Origin of the sequence: Flavobacterium sp. ASV13 (assembly GCF_000745775.1) — a bacterium.
Taxonomy (GTDB): Bacteria; Bacteroidota; Bacteroidia; order Flavobacteriales; family Flavobacteriaceae; genus Flavobacterium.
The window spans coordinates 214,344-233,004 of the sequence record NZ_JQJY01000005.1; the positions used below are offsets into that span (position 1 = coordinate 214,344).

Here is an 18,661-nt window from a genome sequence, read left to right on the forward strand (position 1 = left end):
TTTTTTGCTGTTTATTATTGCCATTAGAAATATGAAGATGTGGTACGCCAAAATGTAAGCCCATACCAATATATTCTCTACTCTGTAACTGGCTTTGTAACATCTTGTTCTTTATCCTTCCCCTTTGGTAAAAGAATAATATCTTTTTCGGTCAAGCCTTGTTTTACTTCCACCCAATTGCCTGATTTTTGTCCGGTCTTTATTTCTTTTTCTTCACCATTTTTTAACTCTACATATTTGCCACGGATGACCGCTGCTGCTGGAATAACTAAAACTTTCTTTGTGCCTTGTTGCTTAATATTTGCTTGAAGCTGTGTGCCTGAAAGTAAAAGCTGTGGTGGATTTACAAAGGTTGCCTCTGCTGTGAATGATTGTTCTGTCTCGTCAAACGCTGGAAGTATCTTGGTGATCGATGCGGTAAATGTTGTGTCGGGATAATTGTTCATTTGCACAATCGCTTGTTGACCTATCGAAAGTTTTGTAATATCATCTTCTGCAATAAATAGCTTAAGGATGTTTTTACCACTGCCGATTTTGGCAATCACCTCGCCCTTTCGTACCAGTTCGCCTTTCTTTTTTAAAACCTCCAGCACAATACCGTCCTTATCTGCTAGTATGCTGTAATCGTTTAAAATGGCTTGCTGTGTTTTTACCTGTTGCAGACTACGATCAGCATTTAATTGTAATGCATCCTGTGCTTGTTTGTAACTCTTCTCCAATACCTGCAAACTACTTTGTGAGGCTTTGTATTGTAGTTCTGATTTTTCATATTCCAACTGCGATACAGAATTTTTCTTGCGCAAATCAGCATAACGCTGATAGTTGATTTTGTCCAGATTGAGCTGATTCCTAGACTGGTTTATCTGTGATTTTATCTGCTCTAATTGCGGCGCATTAGCTGATGAATTTTGTTTCGCATCGTTATAAACTACCCGTGCTTCCTGCAACTGCGTATTAGAAACATCACTATCAATCCTTACCAGTAATTCTCCTTTAGAAATATAATCACCTTCACGAATGCTCAATTCCCGGATAGTACCATCGGCAGCTGCTGAAATTATATATTCATCTTCCTGCTCTAGGTTCCCGCTTGCAAAAATAGCCTGCTGTATAGTCATGTGTTGTGGTGTTATTTCCTCCTGACGGCTGCAAGACAATAGGCCCAGCATTGGAAGAAGGAATAACCCAACAATTATTTTATTTGTTTTCATTGATATTTTATAATAACATTTATGATTATGCTTAAAATTGCTTGCGGATATAAAGCTTGTAATAGCTGATATATTGGTTGCTGAGGCTTTGCATATATTGATTTTGTACTTCCAGCAAATCCTTGAATTTATCCAATCTCTCATCTAAACCAATGATGCCACTATCGTAGCGATTCTTGGAATGTGTATCATTTTTATTCTGTAATTGCAAAACCTCTTCCTGTTTTCTAAAATCCTCAGCTCCTTGTCTGTACTGTATTTGCAGATTGTCATCATCTTTTTTTGCCACTAGCTTCTTACTGTCCAGCACCATTTGCTCTTGTTCCAATTGGATTTTCGACTGTTTGATTTTCGATTTGGTACTCAAGCCGTTGAAGATGGGTACACTCAATTTTAGTCCCCAAAATTGTTGTGGCAGGTTATTGGCTTCCGAAAAATCCGTCATCTTATCTGTTGCCCAATTATAATTATATTGATAACCCAATGTAAGGGTTGGATAATGCAATGATTTGGTTTGGGCTAGTAGCTTTTCGCTTAGTTGTACCTGTGCTTCCTGCACCAATACCTCTGGATGAGATGTTGTTATTACAAGTGCATTACCAGTATCCATTTCTTTATCAAGAAGTTCATCTTTTAAAATGAGTGGTTCATCGATGTTAAGTTGTGACTGCAATTGGTTGTAGAGTTGTTCCAAAGAAGACTCCAGACTGCTTACTTGCTGATTTGCCTGTACTAGTTGAATCTTGCTGCGGTTCAGGTTTTCTTCCGTGAAAATTCCGATGTCATATTTATCTTTTGCTATTTGGTAAATGTTATCTGCTGTTACAATATTTTCTTTGCTTATTTTCAAATATTTTTCCGTTAGCAAAATGGAAAAATAAGTCTGAGCCAGTTGGTTGTAAACCTGATACTTTGTATTGATGGTATTGGCTTGGTTTAACAGTGAAGCAGCTTGGGAAATCTTTATATCAAACCACTTCTGAAAGTTAATAACATCCCAATTGGCTTGTATGCCGGCGTTATAAACATATCTCTTTCCAAAAGTATATTCATTGAAGGTACCTTCCGGTGCAGCAGGATTGAATAAATTAGCCGGAACCAAGGTTGGCTGTAGGGTAATGTTATCATTAAATCCGGCAGATGCAATTAGAGTAGGTAATAAGGCTGTTTTTGATGCTTTGTTTTTTACGGTGGCTATTTGTTCCTGATGCAACGCACTTTGGATAGAGATGGCATTTTTATCTGCATAAGCCAGCACTTCCTGCAATGAGCCAAACTGTACCTGACCCATTGCATTGAAGCTGGTGAAACCCAATAGTGCTAAAATAATAGTTTTCATTGCCTGGAATAATTTAGAGCTTAGTCCAGGTTAGGGATTTAGACATCATACCGTAGCTCCCTTTAATGTAGAGCGTAGTATCCCCAGAAAGTGAAGCCGTGCATTTTGCCGTTTTCCCTTTTTTGATAATGTGCAGCGTACCATCCGAAAATGAAGTGGTACCAGTTGCTTTCAGAGCCGTTATTTGCTTTTTACCAACTAAGCTATTGTCCTCTGCCTTTCGAATGATGGCATCATAAGCATCACCGCTCTTTACAAATTCGATGATACGGGTTTTGTCTTCGTTTGTCCATTTACCCAAAATTTTATCATTGGTTGTTTGGGCTAAAACATTAAGGCTGAAAAGCAGCCCGGCTGCCATTAAAAGAATCTTTTGCATTGATATTAAGTTTTAAATTCAATGCAAAGATGCATTTGCTTTTGAGCTGTTGCTCTGTACAATTGAGTGAGTTGAACATTTTGGGGGTCGAAATGAACAGAGAAGGATTTAAATAAATAAAAGCTGAAATTTAGTACTATAGACTGACCACTACAAAAAGACTAGGCCGTTAAAAATTTGGATTTTTTAATTTCTTCTATAATAGTTCGCAAGATACTTGGCAGGTAATTTTGATATATTTCAAAATTTAAAATTAAAACGCATAAAAAACAAACTATTTAAAACGGATAAAGTCAATACTATCACTTCTGCACGAGATGCTGTAAATCCGGGTCATTCTTGATACGCTCCAGTTCCATTTTGACAACCTGTAAAATGTCTTGCTTTATCTGCCTGTAATTATCCTCGATTGCATGCTTCATATTGTCTTTCCCTTTTTCGTCAATAAAAGATAAAATTTCCGGTATTTTTTGATACCCTTTAGTTTCAGAAGCCACCTTTTCATTATCCACGACAATTTCAGCATGAAAGATTTTCTGTTCGATGCGTTCATCAAAATTGTCCGATACAGAACCAACAAAAAAACCTTGTGTCAATGTGGATATTTTGGAAGCCGGTATAAGGCTGTCTAATTGGGTAGATATTGAAGTAGATGTATCATTACGGTTGATGCTCATACTCTGCCTTTTCTGCAATACTTTCCCGAATCGTTCCGACAGGCTTTTTGCAGTTTCTCCGACCACTTGGCCGCTAAAAATATTACCCACTGTATTCTGAATTACTTTACTTTCCTTATCGCCGTAATCCCTCGTTAGTTGCGAAAAATCCTGGAAACCCAAACAAACTGCTACTTTATTACTTCTGGCAGTTGCGATAAGATTGTCCAATCCTCTGAAGTAAATTGTGGGCAACTCATCTATAATTACTGAACTTTTTAATTGCCCTTTTTTATTAATGAGTTTCACAATTCTTGAATTGTATAAACCCAATGCTGCGGAGTAAATATTTTGACGGTCGGGATTGTTACCTACACACAAAATCTTAGGTTCTTTAGGATTATTAATGTCTAATGAAAAATCATCTCCTGTCATAACCCAGTACAATTGTGGGCTAATCATTCTTGATAAAGGAATTTTAGCCGATGCAATCTGACCCTGTAATTGGTCTTGCGCCCCGCTTTGCCACGCATCCATAAAAGGCGACAAATAATTTTCCAAATCTGGATATGAAGTTAAAATAGTAAATACGTCTGAATACTTTTTGTTCAAGAGTTCAATAGCGTGTGGAAAAGTACAATACTTACCGTCGTCATAGATTTTTAAATACCAAATAATGGCAGCTAATAGGATAATTGGGCTTTCCACAAAAAAATCCCCTTGCTTCTGTATCCAGGATCTGTTAAGGTTAAGCATTATAGTATATGCGGCTTCGTAAGCATCTGAAATGTCGGTCATAAAGTCGGGATTAAGTGGATTGCAACGGTGACTCTTGCGTGGATCGTCAAAGTTGATGACGTAGAATTTGGGCTGAACCTTGTACTTATCCAGATGCTTCAATAAATGATTGTAGGCAATGGTAGAAAGGTCGTCAAATTTGAAATCGTAGATGTACATGGAGAAGCCTTTTTCAATCTGCTGCTTGATATAGTTGTTTACGATTGCATAGCTCTTGCCAGATCCCGGAGTTCCTAATACAATCGTTGCCCGAAAGGGATTCACGATGTTAATCCAGCCGTTGTTCCATTTGCCCTTGTAATAAAATTTGGTAGGAAGATTGACGGAGTATTCGTTTTCCATAAGCTTTGTTTCCTGCTGAAAACTCTCATTCTCGTTATTGAAAACATCGTCCATAAGGTTGTTACGAAGCAAACGGCTCATCCAAACTCCGGCTACCATCAGGAGGATATAACCAAAACTTGTGGAAAGAATATAAAGGAATGTAGCGGCGTTTAACGACAGCTTTAATAAAGGCGTGTTTAGAAAAAACAGGATAAAACCAATGGCCAGAGCCAAATATATTTTAGACCAGGTTATTTTTTCGTTCTTGACTCCCTTAGTACCCAAGCAGCTTAAAGCCAGCAATACCAAAGCAAATACTTTGGTATATAAGGTATGCGAAAATAATCCTGCCGTTCGATCGAAATTGCCTAAGATCTTATTGATGAGTTCTAACGTCCAGCCACGTTCCATAAAGAAACCGTAACAGAACCAATAAAGGTTCATCAGTATCAAAAGAATACTTACTGCCCGCATAAATGCCATAATCTTGGCAAGTCCTCTTAAGTCGTCGTCTCCCTGCATTATTTTTTGTTTTAATGTTCGGGAGTGAATTTAGAGGCTGTTGCTAATGGTTCTCAAAATGTGGAATTCATTGGCGGTGAATGGCGGTGTTTGGCTTACAGCTTTTTTCAACTGTATAAGTTTCCGAGAAACTAATCATCTGACATAAATCGTAATTATTATTGCGATTTGTCTTCTTAGCTAAGAATTTGTAATTTGGTTTCGTTTTTACTAATCGTGAAATATTATCAACAATTATTTGATGGAGACAATAGAAGAATTTTACAAAAATAAATTCAATGAATTACCCGATAATTTGCACGATACTATCGGGCAGTTTAATGTGTTTAATATTGAAAACCGTATAAAAAGAAATGAAGAATTACCTTTACACATTCGCAGGAATTTTTTTAAAATAATGCTTTTTTCAGGGAAAAATGTCTTCAGATATGGCAATGAAAATGTTGAAGTAGACGGAAATACCTTGCTGTTTTTTCATCCCGATATTCCTTATTCTTACCAACCTTTAGCACCCGAAACAAAAGGTTTTTTTTGTGTTTTCAGGCGTGAATTCTTTCAGGAAAATTATAAATTGGATGTAGGCAATCTTTCTCTTTTCAAATCATCAGTCCAGCCTGTTTTTAAACTATCCCAAAGTAATTTCAAAGATGTAAAAGTTCTTTTTGAGAAAATGCTTCAGGAAATAGAGGGAAACTACATTTACAAATACGAACTGATCAGGAGTTATGCCAGTGAATTGTACTTCCTGGCAATGAAATGGACACCGCCAGAAAATCTTTATCAATATGGTGACGCCAGCAAACGAATTACAATAATTTTTTTGGAATTATTGGAACAACAATTTCCCATTCAACACAAAACAGACAAACTTATACTCCGCTTGCCAAATGCGTATGCTGATAAAATGTCTATTCACGTCAATTACCTTAATCGTTGTCTAAAAAAAGTCACGGGGAAAACAACAAGACAACACCTGTTTGAGCGGCTAAATACAGAAGCAAAAATTTTGCTTAAACATACTGATTGGTCAATATCTGAAATATGTGATGTTTTAGGTTTTGATGACCTTGCACACTTTAACAAGTTCTTCAAAAAGCAAACAGGAATAAATCCCACATCTTTTAGATTGGTTTGATTTTTACAAATATTGGTACTGTTCTTACCATCATTGTATAAGCAGTGTGTTCTAATTTCGCAGATATAAAAAGTATAAAAATGAACAATTCAAAAGTATGGTACATCACAGGAGCGTCTAAAGGTATTGGACGTTCATTAGTAGAACAATTGCTACTGCAAGGAAATAAAGTTGCTGCAACATCACGACAGTCTTCTGCATTGTCTGAAATTACAAGTGAAAACTTTTTGCCTTTGGAAGTTGATTTGACGGACGAAAAATCAATCGCAAAATCATTAGAAAAAACTAAAAGAGCTTTTGGTAAAATTGATGTTATTGTGAACAACGCAGGTTATGGAATTGGAGGCGCAATAGAAGAACTGTCTGAACAGGAAATAAACGAAAACTTCAATGTTAATTTCTTTGCTGTTGTAAAAGTAATCCAACAAGCATTGCCTTATTTGCGAAATCAGCGTTCAGGGCATATTATAAACATTTCATCAATTGCAGGTTTCGCTCCAGGACCTGGCTGGAGCATTTATTGCGCAGCGAAATTTGCAGTCACAGGTTTATCAGAAGCATTGGCCAATGATTTGAAACCACTAGGAATAAATGTAACAGCAGTTTTACCCGGTTGGTTTCGCACTAATTTTGCAAAACCAGACTCTATTGCTTTTAGTAAAAGACAGATCGACGATTACAGCTTTTTGAGAACTGCACATCAAAAAATGAATGAAATAGACGGCAAACAGTTAGGCAATCCCGACAAAGTCGCTGACACTTTCATTGAATTAGTGAACAATCAAAATCCTCCGGCACTTTTATTTTTAGGAAGCGATGCTTACAATAGGGCAAATGACAAAATCACTCAACTGTCACACCAAATTCAGCAATTTAAAAATCTTTCTGCATCAACAGATTTTGAAGAATAAGCAAGTCTGTAATTATAAGAAAAGGATAACGTTGCTGACTTGGAGTGCTCTCATTTTCGCCTATGTTTTCTCTTTTTCATTCTACTGGCAAAATCCTGCTCCTCGTAATCTTCTCCCTGTGCTTCGGGAAGCAAACCGCCCAATGTTTCAAACAGGCCGTCTTGGTGCTTTTCACTATTTAAGAAGTCGAACAAATGATGCGGTTCTTCCGCGGGAAGATCCGTATCATTTGATATAGATATTTCCGGTTCTAATCTAACTGGCTCTTTAATCTCCGGTTTGATGTTATTGTTCCAATAATCATTGAAGGTATTGGCAGAAAGTTCCCTGCTTAAACGTGAACCGTTCCAAACCGCTTTAGAATTGTGGTCTACAAACGTCATTCCATAAATACGCCCAGTATCATTCCTCCTCACCACGACATTAATACCCTGTTCTGCTAATTGCTTTTTAAAACTTAATTCATCAGTTGTTGATTTCAGGGCGATCGTAACGGCTGATTGTAAGGTTAGCTTAGTTGGACTATCTTTTAATTCCGTTTTGCATTTCACAAAATGGAGTTCCAAAGCCATTAAACCTGCCTCTTTACCAAACAACGAAGCCTTAAACGGATGCCCGGATCTTTCGCCTTTGTCATTTAACGGAATGTATAATAAACCCTGCCGCGGCTGCCGCTGCACTTCTGCCTCTATCTTTTCAGTGGTAATATTAAAGAGGGAAAGCAAGGCATTGTATTCGCCCAAAGTCTGAAACTTATAATAATTCGGTAAGTGGCGAACTACTGAAGCGATTTGGCTTTTTATATCGCCTGCTCGATAATCAACCGGACTGAAAACCTTGTCTTTCTGCCGATGCTCCTTGTCTATAGCGGGTATTAATCCGTGTTTTCTTTCGAGTTCACGGCACACATTCATAGACTGCATTTTCTCGAACTTGTCTGAAATCTTTTTGCCATCTTCGTCCACGCAAACCGATACGATATGAATATGGCTACGGTCAATATCGGTATGTTTGAATACCACAAAGGGCTGTTCGCCGTAACCCATTTCCCTCATATACTGCTCTGCCATTTCCCTGTAGCTGTCATCGCTTACCTTATCATTCGGGTCGGGATTGAGCGAAATATGCAACGTATGTTTCTCGGTATTGCGGTTGGCTATCAGGTAAAGGGCAAAGGATTGGGCTAATTGTGCAACGGAATAACCACCGCTAGCGGTTTCAATCATTTTATTGGTAAACAAAATCTGCCCGTTTTCATTCTCCACTTTGAGCTGGTTGTATGCCAATGCTCCGTATAAATTTCCGCTTCTTCCGATTTTCGCTATCATTTTTAAGGTTGTTTTTTAAGATGTTTTGTTTCAAATTCCTCACTTATCTGAATAATTTTTTGGCATAGCATCGCCATTTCAGCTGTTTGTCTTTCAAGTTTGTACAGGAAAGCTGCAGCTTTTTTCTCGGAAAAATTCTTGTACAGGAGCTTTACAATCTGATTATAGTTCACGCCTACGGAGCGAAACTGGCTGTGAAATGAAGTCAGCCGCATATAGAAATCAACGGTTCCTTTATCGATCTGAATAGTTCTGATTGTCTTTTCAAAGATGCATGAGGTTATAAAATGAGCTTTTACCTTCATGCCCGACTGATCAAACAGGGCTAGAAAACGTGCATTTTCCTGTTCATTAAAAGAAATCGTATATCGGATTTTCGCCGGGTCTTTCTTAGGTCGGCGTCCTGTCTTTCTGAACTGTTGTCTCTTATCCTCCTTCATAATAAATCCATTTTAATCAACGCAAAAACCTCGACTTCGGAGAGCGTTTTCCAGCCCCCGGCAGGGCAAGTTGTTTTGAGCATCGGAAATCGTTTCGAGATGCTCAAAACACAACTTGCCGTGTTCTGGCGAACACAAAAATCCGCCCTTCGGGACGGATTAAACGTAACAGGGAAAAACGGCTCGATGCCGTTCTGTTTAGTTTCCATTCTGTCGAGATGCTTCGCGTAAATCTGTTCATAAAAATCATTTGACAAAGTAAATAACTGCATGTGAGAATATTGTAATGAAACCACTGGACAAACTCTGCCTTTGAGTGCCAAACACTGCGACACATCAATAGGGAGCTAATTCAATCGCTTTATTTGCTTTATGGTTTTAATGCAGGTTATAAAAAATGTGTACAGGTAAACAAGAAAGGAGTATTTGGATACAGATATTTTGGAATAAAAGTAAAAGGTTTTAAAAGCGTAAAAATGTAAAAATGCAAAAGCATAAAAATGGTAAAGCAATTTGCCATTTGCAACGTTTACCATTTGCTAAAAATTATTATTCACAAAGCTGTAATGAAAGCAAACAACAATCAAGGAAATTTTCAAAAGGGGAATACAGGCATACGGAAAACAGCTACTATTCAAATACACCAATATTCAAACCTGCCAAACAAGTAAAATGTGTAACAATAAATATTTAAAAAATGAAAACCTTAAAAATCAGTTTTTCAACGCCTAAGGGCGGTGTTGGAAAATCTACTATGACAGCACTACTTTCAAGTGTATTGCATTATCGTTTAGGATTTAATGTACTTGTAATGGATTGTGATTTTCCACAACACAGTTTAACCAATATGAGAGAAAGAGATTTAAAAACGATTATGCAGAATGACTACCATAAAAGAGCTGCAATGAAGTTGTATCAAAGTATCAATAAAAAGGCATATCCGATTATCAGTTGTAAAGCGGAGGATGCCTTGTCAAAGGCTTTGGAATACGTAAATGAATCTGCACTGGAGCCTGATATAATTTTTTTTGACCTTCCGGGTACAGCCAATACAAAGGGTGTGCTTACTACCTTAAGAACAATGGATTTTATTTTTTCTCCAATCACTGCTGACCGTCTGGTTATGGAAAGTACGTTGAGCTTTACTAAAGCTTTCCTTGGTTTGCCCGAAACAGATCAGAGTAATAAAGATCAAAAAATGTGGATGTTTTGGAATCAGGTAGATGGTCGGGAGAAGACAGGAATATACGAGGCTTATCAAAGTGTTATTAACGAGCTTGATTTATCTGTAATGACCTCAAAAATAATGGATAGCAAACGTTTTAGGAAAGAAACGGATGATACACTCAACAGTGTATTTCGGTCAAGTTTGCTGCCTGCCGAACCACAGCTTATGAAAGCAACCAGAATGGATTTGTTTGTCGAGGAGTTTTTAAAAGTTGTTAATCTCTAAAAACACTTAAGGATGTCCATAGATAAAAAAAGAAAAGACTTTGATAAACCTGCTGTTGATGAAGAGTTAATAATGAACATCATGAGTGGTAATAAGTCTTCTATTGTACCCGAAGCTAATCAGCAACAAGAAAAACAGAAGGAACCAAAACCAAAAGAAAAAGTCCGCATTGCTTCTTCAAAGAAGGTGGATTATGAGGAGATATTTATGGTCAATCGGTTTCCTTCAGGCCGTACCGGAAAGGTTGTTTACATACGTCCCGAATACCACGAAAGGTTAATCCGCATTGTGCAATTAACCAGGGAAGAAAAGACAACACTTTACTCCTATATAGACAACATCCTTGAACATCACTTTAAGGAGTTTGGGGATGATATTACTGATTATTTCAATGAACGTTTCAAACCTATTTTATAAGCTATGGAAATTGTAATTGTGATATGCCTGCTGATAGTCATTGCACTACTTGTACAGGACAAGGTTGTCATCAAAAAAAGTTCGGGGCAACAGACGAAACAGGAGAAGGTTAACCCAAACCTGCCGAATATTATGGGTCAGCCCAAGCCTACAACAAGCCTTTCAGCTCCAAACAGTGCCAATGAAAGCCAAATCGAGGAAATAGAGATAAATCCCGATAATTTAGACATTGAATACGACGAAAATGAAAACGTAGGTGTTCAAATTCCGCAGGAAGAGCTGGACGAAGTTTTCAGTAATGTGCCTGATTTTGAACAGGAGGAGGAAGAATGGAACAGGTACGGAATATCCGCAGATGATGACAGTCTTGCCCAAGGGGTTACCTATGATGAACTAAGCTCCGTAGGGGCGTTACTCCAAAAAGAAAATTTGGTGCAAGCCCAAAAAGAAACGGCCATTGCGATAGTTCAAAAATTACAGGGTACTGAATTATTCAGCCTGCTGGAAAATTCCATTGAGGGTGCTTCAAGAAAAATAGCCATGCTGTTGGACAGCAGTCTCTCTGAAACTGGTTCCGGTTCTTCTACTCTGCGGAAAAATGATTTGGGTGATTTTGATATTGGGGAGTTTGTGTGAGCAAGCTTCCCTTTATTGTATTTTACGTCCTCGGTTTTTACTCTCCTGAATTAATTGCAAATGTGATTTAGCATTAGTAAGCAAATCTAAAATTGAAAAAATCTGCTAATAACAGAAATATCTAATCAATGCATTTTTTAATGTAGCTAATATTGTAAATTCGCAATTGGTATAAGTGAAGAAGATACCGTCTCTCCATGGAGTCCTAATGAATGCAACCTTCTGTAGAAACATTAACACAGATAGCTCAACACTAATGTAGACAATAAGAGTTGTCAAAATCAATTGAGTAACTTTAGCATTTTAGTGACTTGAAACGGTTTTGAAAAAAACTTTAAAAAATATAAAATTAGAAATATATACAACGATATGTTATCACAAGTAATAAAAAATAAAGTACAGCTTCTTTGGGACAGACTTTGGGCAGGAGGTCTATCCAATCCAATAACGGCGATTGATAATATCTCTTACCTTATCTTTATGAAACGTTTAGAGAAATTTCATCCCAAAGTTAATGATGATTACAAATGGAGTACTTACAATAATTTGGAAGGAATTGAACTCAAAAATAAAATTGAATCTGTATTTGGTTTTATTCAAAACGATTTGTCAAGAGAAGGCGAACCTTTTGCGATTGAGATGAAAAACGCACGGTTTGGAATAAATACACCTTCCTTATTGGAGGAAGTGGTAAAGATAATAGACGATATATTTTCTTTAGTAGAGGCAGAAGAAAAAAAAAATCAACACTTCCAAGACCTATTAGGAGATGTATACGAATATCTTTTGCGAGCAACAAATGAAGCTGGTAAAAATGGTCAATTTAGAACTCCAAGGCATATAATTCAAATGATGAGTGAACTTGTTAATCCCAATATAGACAATATAGATACAAAGATTTGTGATGTAACAAGTGGTAGCTCAGGCTTTCTAGTTGGCTCTTACCAATATATTCTTAAAGAAAACAGTAAAGTTGTTACCCTGGACGATGACAATCAATTAGAAAAAGGCCTGGACGGAGATAAACTAACGGCAAAAAAGAAAAAACAATTAAATGAGAGTGCATTTTATGGATTTGATATTGACGCTACGATGGTAAGGATTGGTATGATGAATATGATGATGCACGGTATTGAAAAACCCCATATTATAAATCTGAATACTATATCTAGCGAATATGAAAATTTCTATTATACTGCAAGAAAGAAAAATTTCACGCAAGCTCAGATTTTGAAAGGAGAAGAAAAAGCATACTATGAAAAGATATTTCCGACCTTAGGGAAGGAAGAATTTTCATTTATCCTAGCAAATCCGCCTTTCGCCGCCAAAGTCAACAGTAAATCGATAAGTAAAAATTTAAATCGTATTTATGAAATAAAAGAAGACAAAGCACAATCACTACAAACTGAACTTTTATTTTTAGAACGTATTGTATATATGCTTAAAAAAAATGGAAAAGCTGCAGTAGTGATTCCTGAAGGAGTTTTATTTAATTCTGGAAAGGCTTACAAGGCAACGCGGGAGATATTACTGAAAGATTGTGATTTAGAAGCTGTGGTATCTTTACCAAGTGGAGTATTCAATCCCTATACAGGTGTTAAAACTTCTATTCTTTTATTTACCAAAAAACAGTCCGACTCAGATAAGTATCATACCAAAAAGGTTTGGTTTTATGGGATGGATTCAGATGGTTACACTTTGGATAATAGCAGGAGAAAAATTAAGAATGATTTTCCATTACCTGAGACTGTCAAGCAGTATAAAACGAAAGACGAAAAAAACAATCCACAAAAAGACCGTAAGCAGAAACATTTTTACGTTCCTGTAAATAAAATTCAAGAGAATGGGTTTGAATTAAATTATAATCTATATAAAGAATTTGTTTTTGAAGAGATGCAGTACGAAGAGCCAGCAAAATTACTAAAGCAAGTTTTAAAAATTGAAGAAGAGTTGTTTAACTCTTTAAAACTATTAGAAAAAGAGTTTTAATGGATTATATTAATACAACAATAGGAGAAATTGTAGAAAGTGCACAAACTGGGAAAACCCCTAACACGAAAGAGCCTCTATATTATGAAGGTGAGGTGCTTTGGGTAACTCCTACGGATTTGCAAGGGCAACAATATATTTCAGATACAAACACCAAAATATCAGAATTAGCAATATTAGACAAACAAGTTTTTCTTCATATAGAGGACACTGTATTAATAAGCTGTATTGGAGATATTGGTAAAACTGCAATAGTTAAAAAAGCAGCGGCAAGCAATCAACAAATTACCGGTATAAGAGTAAAGAACAATCTAATTCTTCCAAAGTTTTTCTACTACTGGATTATTAGAAATAAAGAATATCTAGGATATAAGGCTAATAAGGTAACTATCCCTATATTAAACAACACAAATCTTAAAAAACTCAATATTAGTTTTCCAAAAGATTTAGAGCTTCAAAGAAAAGTAGTGTCTCAGCTGGATAGTATTCAGTTTTATATCAATGAAAAAATTGAGATAATTAAAATACTTGAAAAGCTAATCCACTCACTATATTTCCAAATTTTTGGAGATCCCGTAAATAATCAGAAAGGATTTAAGAAATTAACTATAAATCAAATTTCTGATCCCAAGAGAGGTGTTACTCGAGGAATGGAAAATCCTGGTAATAATTTGGAAAATGGTTATCCCTATTTAACGACGAGTAATATTAAAGGTGGAGAGATAAAAATTAATAAAGAAAATTTTACAAGCCAAGAAATTCACGAAAAATTTAAGCGAAGTATATGTCAAACCGGGGATGTTATCCTTACTATCAGAGCTAGTATTGGTCAGGCTGCAGTTGTAACTGAAAGTTATAGTGGATATAATATTACTAGAGGCTTGGCAATAATACCGCTAAACCAAAGTGTTGTAAAACCCGCATATTTATTATGCACGATTCAAAGCAGAGGCTTCCAGTTCCTTATTCAAGGGAAGGTAAAAGGGACAACTTTTGCTCAACTTAATCTAGACAAACTTAAAGGATTCAAAATTCCTATTCCCGATCTTAAACTACAGGAAAAATTTCAATCTCATTATGATTTAGTTTCTGAATTGCGTTCTAACGTGGAAAAATCTTTAAAAATATTGCAGGACTTATTTCTGGTCATTCTCCATAATGCATTTAAGCCTGATGTTCAGATAGACGAAGAACCTATTTTTAAGGACTTGATTAAAAAATTTACGGCCCAAGACTTACGTGGCAATAAACAAAGATTACAATACTTAATAAATCTTTTTGAGGAGCAAAATTTCGACGAGATTATGGATTATACTGAAACAAGGGAAATCTTGTTTGAACTTATGGAAGAAGAAGAGATTATTCAAATCTTTGAAGAGGACCACAATCTTAAATTAAGGGTAAAATGAAGCTAGTTAAATTAACAATATTAGAAAAGTTCCGGAGCCTTGATGATATAAGAATAGAACAAGGCACAGAAAATTTTACTGTAATTTTTCGAGATGATGAACCTAATGAAGATTGGGTAAATTTTCATCCCTATTGTTTTGCAGGATTAAATGGAAGCGGAAAGTCCAATGTTTTGGAAGCGTTATCTAATATATTTTATCATCTAGAATGTTGTACTATAGCTCCTGAGACATCAGAATTTCTACAAAATGATTTTAAGAAGGAGAAATCTGAACCTGTCGCATATGAATTAGAATATTTTATTATACCTCGAGAAGCAGACAAGAATGTCGAAAATTATCATAATGTGATTGTCAGAAAAGAGAAAGATAAATTACCTCAAATAAAAATTAAGGCTTTAGACCAAACGGAAGTCCCAATATTTATTGATATCTCTGACTCAATTCGAACATATCTACCAGAATTGGTCATCGGATATTCATCTGGAGAAAATGAAATATTAAGTTTGCCATTTATAAAATCTAGACTGCTTCAGCTGGATGAATACATTTATCATCTACGCAACAGAACTAGACTTGTATTAGATTATAAGTTAGAGGAGAAGCCTGAAAGTAGCTTAGTTTATATGGATTACCATATGAGTCAAGCTATACTCTTAGCTAATTTTCTATTGCAAAATGAAGATACAATCAAACCAATCAAAGAACAGTTAAATATTGACAAACTTCACAGTTTCAGGTTGGTCATAAATAATCACAAATTATATTACGAAAGTGAAGATCCGGGATTAGGATACTTGCTACCGTTAGTTGAAGAAACTTTAGATAAGCTACGTAAATGTGCTACTGCGAAGTTTACAAAGCCAGCAAATGACGAAAGAGGATATGAATATGAAGTTCTGGATTTTTATTTTGATGAAAATAAGTTAACAAAAGAAAGTAACTTAAAAACATTGTTCCAGCAATATTTCGAATCACCATTACAGTTATTTAAGGCATTTCAGGTTCTCAATCTCCTAAATTTAAGGGTCGTGGATAAAGAGTTAAAGGATGAAGTATACAATTCTGAAAGTTTGTATGCGATGTATAAGATACCTTCTTTTAAACAAAAAGAACACGTATTTCACTTTAATCTATTTCGCTTAAAAAAGAAAAATTCGAACGACCAGATGCTCTTAAAAGCATTTTCTGATGGCGAGCATCAATTTTTACATACTATGGGAATATGCTTGTTATTAGGTGATAAAAGCACATTGATGTTACTAGATGAGCCTGAAACACATTTTAATCCTGAGTGGCGTTCAGAATTTATAAGTTTATTGAAAGATTGCTTAAATAAAAGTGGCACAAATCATTTAATGCGCGATATTTTAATTACTTCACATTCACCATTTATTATTTCAGATTGTTTTCCTGATAAGGTTATAGTATTTGATAGAGGTCATCAACCTCAAAATGCGCAGGACTTAGATATTGACACCTTTGGAACATCTGTAAATATCTTGACAAATAAGATCTTCAAGCGAAAAAATACAATCGGAGAATATTCACTTAAAAAATTGAATGCATATAGGGAGAGATTTCTGCAAACAGATAACGTAGAGGGATTAATTGAAGAATTAAATTCCGAACTAGGAGATTCAATAGAGAAAGTTTTATTAATAAAGGAAATGACAGACATAATTAAAAAAAGATGATAAGACCGTATGTTCATATTAATTCTAGGTTTCACAAAATTCAATCTTTTGTGAATCACTTATTTTTAGATGTTATATTTCGTGCTCCCTATATAGGTCAAGATATATTTGACATATCATTGGTGCTTCCGAAATATGCGCCGTTAATAAATGAAGTAAACCATGAATACTTACTTAACCCTATTAAGGAATGTTACAGTATTTGTAAAACACTTTCCAAAGAAAATTTAAAAGCACTAAAAAGAGGGGTTCATCAAAATAATAAAATAAGATTACTTTGCAATGGCGATTTGGCTCCAATAGAATATTCTGACATTGATATTATAAGTTCGCCTTTAAGCACACAAATCAAAATATTCTTTGATAAACTTTACGATGAAGCAGTGAACAAAGCAGTGTTCTATCATGAGTATGGAAAGGTAGATGATTATTATAAAAGTCTTGTTGGTAAATCAAGAACCTGCCGATGCTGTGGAATAAATAAAGTTTTAATTAAATTTCATTCGAAAAGAAGTGCGTTAGATCATTATTTTCCGAGAAATTATTTTCCGTTTACATCTATTAATACAAATAACCTTTTGCCGATTTGTGATACATGTAATAGTAAATATAAGCTAGGAGAAAATACTATTTACGAAATTATAAAACGCAACAGTAGAATTATCTCTAAAACAAGAAAACGAACTTTTTATCCATTCAGTAAGATTAATCCATATCCAAAAATTGATGTTGAGATTACACTTAACAAAGCACTTTCTGAGGATATGATTCCAAATGATATGAACATTAATTTGGTATCTATTGGATATGAAGAACAGGTCCAATCATGGGATAGACTTTTCGGAATAAAAGAAAATTATCTGGCCGAATGTTGCTCAGAGGAGATGTACATGTATTATGAAGAGCAATATGTAGCAGATCTAAATTTTGGAAAAACGCACAATGAATATATCGAAGCATTGGAGCGTAACAGAGTGGGTGACATGAATTTCTTAAAAGCAGCATTTTTAAATGGAATTAATAACTACGTTTAACAATAAACTTATTTCACAAAAATATTATCTAAATTAATAAAATTATCTAATCTAAAAGATCTTTTTTCATCTTTAACGAATGATATTATATCATAGAGCTTTATCAAGTAGTTTATGGATGTAGGAGATGGTATTTAAAATATCAAGAGCTTCTTCTTCGGTAATCTCGAATTTAATTTTAGGTTCATGTGCGGTAGGATTTCTTATTAGTCCAAAAATACCTTTGATCAAATTAGATAATCCTATATGCTCACTTCTATCTGTATCGCTTATTAAATTATTAATCTTAATTAACGGGTTTGTAGTTGAAAATGCAGTTTCTACTAAAGCATTACCATCTGCACATAATGCTGTCATATTTCTTATGCGTTCAGCAATACTCTTGGTCGCTTCAAAAACTGAATGAAAATAATTTTCAAGCAACAATTCAGCCCGACAATATTCAAATACAGCTAAATGTACATTTCTATTTTGTAATTTATGCTTCAACCGACTAGCACTCTGCTCAGCATCGGAAATTGTTTTGGCCTTATCCACTAGCCTAAATTTTCCCTCCTCTGTTAGCTCGGTCCCTATAAAAGCTAGCCGTTTATTCACTTCTAATCTACGGTTATGAAAAATTTCTTCTTTTCCTACATAACGTACTGGTTGTAGAGCATCTTGCACAAACCTAAGTATGTGATTTGAACACTGATATTGATTTTGCCAAGCCGCAAATGACGAGTATAATCTTTTCCATTTAGTATTTTGGGGATCAATGTCGGGGATCTTAGAATTTAAAAGAATTTGACCAATTTCAGTACCACTTAGGCCATCTGCCGAATCTCCTATCGTTCTGCATATTCCTTCCAATATATGTGCTTCAAACGGTGGCTGCTTAATATTTCCCATATTATTATTTATTGATTGCTATAGTCACAAACCAATATTATGTTGGTGCTGGAGTGTGCTAAGATACATTTTTTAAAGTTCGCTAGCGCCAC

17 protein-coding genes are annotated in these 18,661 nt (G+C 35.4%); 10 read left to right on the top strand and 7 right to left on the bottom strand.

The features are described from left to right. Positions 1 to 77: 77 nt before the first annotated feature. The 4 genes from GQ47_RS14775 to mobC all read right to left on the bottom strand — a co-directional run bounded on the left by GQ47_RS14775 (position 78) and on the right by mobC (position 5,229). Positions 78 to 1,211, bottom strand: coding sequence for an efflux RND transporter periplasmic adaptor subunit (locus tag GQ47_RS14775; protein WP_035649920.1), 1,134 nt, complete (start codon positions 1,209 to 1,211; stop codon positions 78 to 80). Positions 1,212 to 1,242: 31 nt separating this feature from the next. Next, positions 1,243 to 2,550, bottom strand: coding sequence for a TolC family protein (locus tag GQ47_RS14780; protein WP_081909363.1), 1,308 nt, complete (start codon positions 2,548 to 2,550; stop codon positions 1,243 to 1,245). A 13-nt stretch (positions 2,551 to 2,563) separates the two neighbouring features. Beyond that, entirely contained in the window at positions 2,564 to 2,929 is a 366-nt protein-coding gene (locus GQ47_RS14785; RefSeq protein ID WP_035649929.1) for a DUF2147 domain-containing protein, read from the bottom strand. A 302-nt stretch (positions 2,930 to 3,231) separates the two neighbouring features. Beyond that, complete coding sequence (mobC, locus tag GQ47_RS14790; RefSeq protein WP_035649932.1) at positions 3,232 to 5,229, bottom strand: conjugal transfer protein MobC; 1,998 nt, start codon at positions 5,227 to 5,229, stop codon at positions 3,232 to 3,234. A 241-nt stretch (positions 5,230 to 5,470) separates the two neighbouring features. On the opposite strand from mobC, the gene GQ47_RS14795 reads away from it, so the two are divergent. Both GQ47_RS14795 and GQ47_RS14800 read left to right on the top strand, forming a co-directional pair. Then, positions 5,471 to 6,364, top strand: a complete 894-nt coding sequence (locus GQ47_RS14795) for a helix-turn-helix domain-containing protein (protein ID WP_035649934.1) — start codon at positions 5,471 to 5,473, stop codon at positions 6,362 to 6,364. 80 nt (positions 6,365 to 6,444) lie between these two features. Then, positions 6,445 to 7,275 (top strand): oxidoreductase, encoded by an 831-nt coding sequence (locus tag GQ47_RS14800; protein ID WP_035649936.1) that lies wholly within the window; start codon positions 6,445 to 6,447, stop codon positions 7,273 to 7,275. 50 nt (positions 7,276 to 7,325) lie between these two features. Here the strand turns inward: GQ47_RS14800 and mobB are convergent, their stop codons facing one another. Beyond that, entirely contained in the window at positions 7,326 to 8,603 is a 1,278-nt protein-coding gene (gene mobB, locus GQ47_RS14805) for a conjugal transfer protein MobB (protein WP_035649938.1), read from the bottom strand. Between the two features lie 2 nt (positions 8,604 to 8,605). Continuing rightward, positions 8,606 to 9,043, bottom strand: coding sequence for a conjugal transfer protein MobA (gene mobA, locus GQ47_RS14810; protein ID WP_035649941.1), 438 nt, complete (start codon positions 9,041 to 9,043; stop codon positions 8,606 to 8,608). A gap of 484 nt (positions 9,044 to 9,527) precedes the next feature. Here mobA and GQ47_RS23465 point away from each other — a divergent pair, with 484 nt between their 5' ends. From GQ47_RS23465 to GQ47_RS14850, 8 genes are all read left to right on the top strand, one after another. After that, positions 9,528 to 9,737 carry a hypothetical protein gene (locus GQ47_RS23465; protein WP_152561037.1) on the top strand — a complete coding sequence of 70 codons (210 nt, stop codon included), beginning with the start codon at positions 9,528 to 9,530 and terminating at the stop codon, positions 9,735 to 9,737. A gap of 3 nt (positions 9,738 to 9,740) precedes the next feature. Then, complete coding sequence (locus GQ47_RS14820; protein WP_035649950.1) at positions 9,741 to 10,496, top strand: ParA family protein; 756 nt, start codon at positions 9,741 to 9,743, stop codon at positions 10,494 to 10,496. A gap of 12 nt (positions 10,497 to 10,508) precedes the next feature. Next, the gene (locus GQ47_RS14825; protein WP_035649953.1) at positions 10,509 to 10,913 is read left to right on the top strand and encodes a DUF3408 domain-containing protein; all 405 of its coding nucleotides are present in this window, start codon (positions 10,509 to 10,511) and stop codon (positions 10,911 to 10,913) included. Positions 10,914 to 10,916: 3 nt separating this feature from the next. Then, entirely contained in the window at positions 10,917 to 11,549 is a 633-nt protein-coding gene (locus GQ47_RS14830) for a hypothetical protein (RefSeq protein ID WP_035649956.1), read from the top strand. 369 nt (positions 11,550 to 11,918) lie between these two features. Next, positions 11,919 to 13,538: a class I SAM-dependent DNA methyltransferase gene (locus tag GQ47_RS14835; protein ID WP_035649957.1), complete on the top strand. Its 1,620-nt coding sequence runs from the start codon at positions 11,919 to 11,921 to the stop codon at positions 13,536 to 13,538. Further along, entirely contained in the window at positions 13,538 to 14,947 is a 1,410-nt protein-coding gene (locus tag GQ47_RS14840) for a restriction endonuclease subunit S (protein WP_035649962.1), read from the top strand. Before GQ47_RS14835 ends, GQ47_RS14840 begins: the two co-directional genes overlap by 1 nt. Continuing rightward, the gene (locus GQ47_RS14845) at positions 14,944 to 16,644 is read left to right on the top strand and encodes a restriction system-associated AAA family ATPase (RefSeq protein WP_035649965.1); all 1,701 of its coding nucleotides are present in this window, start codon (positions 14,944 to 14,946) and stop codon (positions 16,642 to 16,644) included. Before GQ47_RS14840 ends, GQ47_RS14845 begins: the two co-directional genes overlap by 4 nt. A gap of 50 nt (positions 16,645 to 16,694) precedes the next feature. Further along, complete coding sequence (locus tag GQ47_RS14850) at positions 16,695 to 17,678, top strand: hypothetical protein (RefSeq protein WP_152561038.1); 984 nt, start codon at positions 16,695 to 16,697, stop codon at positions 17,676 to 17,678. Between the two features lie 90 nt (positions 17,679 to 17,768). Here GQ47_RS14850 and GQ47_RS14855 read toward each other — a convergent pair whose 3' ends face one another. Next, complete coding sequence (locus GQ47_RS14855) at positions 17,769 to 18,569, bottom strand: TIGR02391 family protein (protein WP_051951568.1); 801 nt, start codon at positions 18,567 to 18,569, stop codon at positions 17,769 to 17,771. Between the last annotated feature and the right edge of the window lie 92 nt (positions 18,570 to 18,661).

What these genes read in the sequence shown, in the direction of transcription:
- GQ47_RS14775 (WP_035649920.1), bottom strand. Translation starts at nt 1,211, where the DNA reads ATGAAAACAAATAAAATAATTGTTGGGTTATTCCTTCTTCCAATGCTG.
- GQ47_RS14780 (WP_081909363.1), bottom strand. Translation starts at nt 2,550, where the DNA reads ATGAAAACTATTATTTTAGCACTATTGGGTTTCACCAGCTTCAATGCA.
- GQ47_RS14785 (WP_035649929.1), bottom strand. Translation starts at nt 2,929, where the DNA reads ATGCAAAAGATTCTTTTAATGGCAGCCGGGCTGCTTTTCAGCCTTAAT.
- mobC (WP_035649932.1), bottom strand. Translation starts at nt 5,229, where the DNA reads ATGCAGGGAGACGACGACTTAAGAGGACTTGCCAAGATTATGGCATTT.
- GQ47_RS14795 (WP_035649934.1), top strand. Translation starts at nt 5,471, where the DNA reads ATGGAGACAATAGAAGAATTTTACAAAAATAAATTCAATGAATTACCC.
- GQ47_RS14800 (WP_035649936.1), top strand. Translation starts at nt 6,445, where the DNA reads ATGAACAATTCAAAAGTATGGTACATCACAGGAGCGTCTAAAGGTATT.
- mobB (WP_035649938.1), bottom strand. Translation starts at nt 8,603, where the DNA reads ATGATAGCGAAAATCGGAAGAAGCGGAAATTTATACGGAGCATTGGCA.
- mobA (WP_035649941.1), bottom strand. Translation starts at nt 9,043, where the DNA reads ATGAAGGAGGATAAGAGACAACAGTTCAGAAAGACAGGACGCCGACCT.
- GQ47_RS23465 (WP_152561037.1), top strand. Translation starts at nt 9,528, where the DNA reads ATGCAAAAGCATAAAAATGGTAAAGCAATTTGCCATTTGCAACGTTTA.
- GQ47_RS14820 (WP_035649950.1), top strand. Translation starts at nt 9,741, where the DNA reads ATGAAAACCTTAAAAATCAGTTTTTCAACGCCTAAGGGCGGTGTTGGA.
- GQ47_RS14825 (WP_035649953.1), top strand. Translation starts at nt 10,509, where the DNA reads ATGTCCATAGATAAAAAAAGAAAAGACTTTGATAAACCTGCTGTTGAT.
- GQ47_RS14830 (WP_035649956.1), top strand. Translation starts at nt 10,917, where the DNA reads ATGGAAATTGTAATTGTGATATGCCTGCTGATAGTCATTGCACTACTT.
- GQ47_RS14835 (WP_035649957.1), top strand. Translation starts at nt 11,919, where the DNA reads ATGTTATCACAAGTAATAAAAAATAAAGTACAGCTTCTTTGGGACAGA.
- GQ47_RS14840 (WP_035649962.1), top strand. Translation starts at nt 13,538, where the DNA reads ATGGATTATATTAATACAACAATAGGAGAAATTGTAGAAAGTGCACAA.
- GQ47_RS14845 (WP_035649965.1), top strand. Translation starts at nt 14,944, where the DNA reads ATGAAGCTAGTTAAATTAACAATATTAGAAAAGTTCCGGAGCCTTGAT.
- GQ47_RS14855 (WP_051951568.1), bottom strand. Translation starts at nt 18,569, where the DNA reads ATGGGAAATATTAAGCAGCCACCGTTTGAAGCACATATATTGGAAGGA.